The following is a 1127-nucleotide window of genomic DNA, read 5'->3' on the forward strand; positions in this document are numbered from 1 at the left end:
CACGCAGCGCGGGCAGGACCCGGGTGCCCCCGCTGGCCTGCTTCAGGCATGCGAAAGCCGCGCGATCCCCTTCATAGGCGTTGACCTTGGCGTGTTCCGCCAGCGCGAAGGACAGGGTGCCACAGCCCGCGTACAGTTCGATGATGCCGGCCTTCAGCCCCTTGCGTGGCAGGTTACCCAGAACCGCGGCCCTGATCGCGGCCTCCCCATCACGTGCCACCTGCAGGAAGGCGCCGGGCGGGGGAACAACACGCACGCCATCAAAATGATGAAAGACCGGCCCGGTCAGCGCCAGCGTTTCGGGCGGCTGGGCGCGCAGGGAAATGCGCGGGATGCCGTGGCTCTTGCCAAACTGGGCCAGAATACGCCGGTCATTGGCGTCGGGTGTGCCATCCAGCGCGATCAGCAGGTCAGGCCCGCTATCGAGCAGATTGATCTGGACATCGCCCCCCGCATGTACCGCTGGCAGCGAATGCAATACCTGCCGCAGCGGCGCAAGCAGGGCGAAAAGTGCCGGGTCCAGCACCGTGCATTGCGTCATGTCCACCACATCGCCACGACGGCGATGGAGGCCAAGGACAATCCGCCGGTCCACACGGCGGAAGGCCAGGTCAACCCGCCGCCTGCCATACGGCGCGACCTGATGGGTTGCCGGGGTGGGAATATCCGTAAATCCGGTGCGTTGCAGCGCCTCGACCACGCGGGCGGTTTTCCATGCCGCGATCGCGGGCAGGGCCATATGCTGCAGGCGGCATCCGCCACAGGCGTCGGACAGGTGGCACGGTGGCGTCACGCGGTCAGGGCCGGGGGTGACAATCCGCTCCAGCGTGGCATGGGTGCCAGTCTCATCAGCCAGAAGGACGTCGTCCCCCGGCACGGTGCCGGGTATGAAAACCCGGCCCTGCGGGGTCTGGGCCATGCCATCCCCATCGTTGCCGAGCGCCACCACCCGGATGGCTTCGGCCACTGTGTTTTCCATTATGCTATCGTCTGAAGGGCAGGCGGCCTATTCATCCGCCGGGGTGACGGTCTTCTCACGGCGCGGAAGCTGCATGAAGGCCGGAATATCCTCACCAAACCCGACAATGCCCTGATCGGGCGCCGCGGGCAGCAGCCCGGACTCGCGA

General features: G+C 66.6%; 1 protein-coding gene. It reads right to left on the reverse strand.

Features of this window, described 5'->3' with window-relative positions; genetic code table 11:
* A partial coding sequence (locus JCM25156_RS17575) for a class I SAM-dependent RNA methyltransferase (RefSeq protein WP_242402734.1) occupies positions 1–967 on the reverse strand: 967 nt, incomplete at its 3' end.
* Between the last annotated feature and the right edge of the window lie 160 nt (positions 968–1127).

The sequence above is a fragment of the Komagataeibacter kakiaceti JCM 25156 genome (assembly GCF_000613305.1).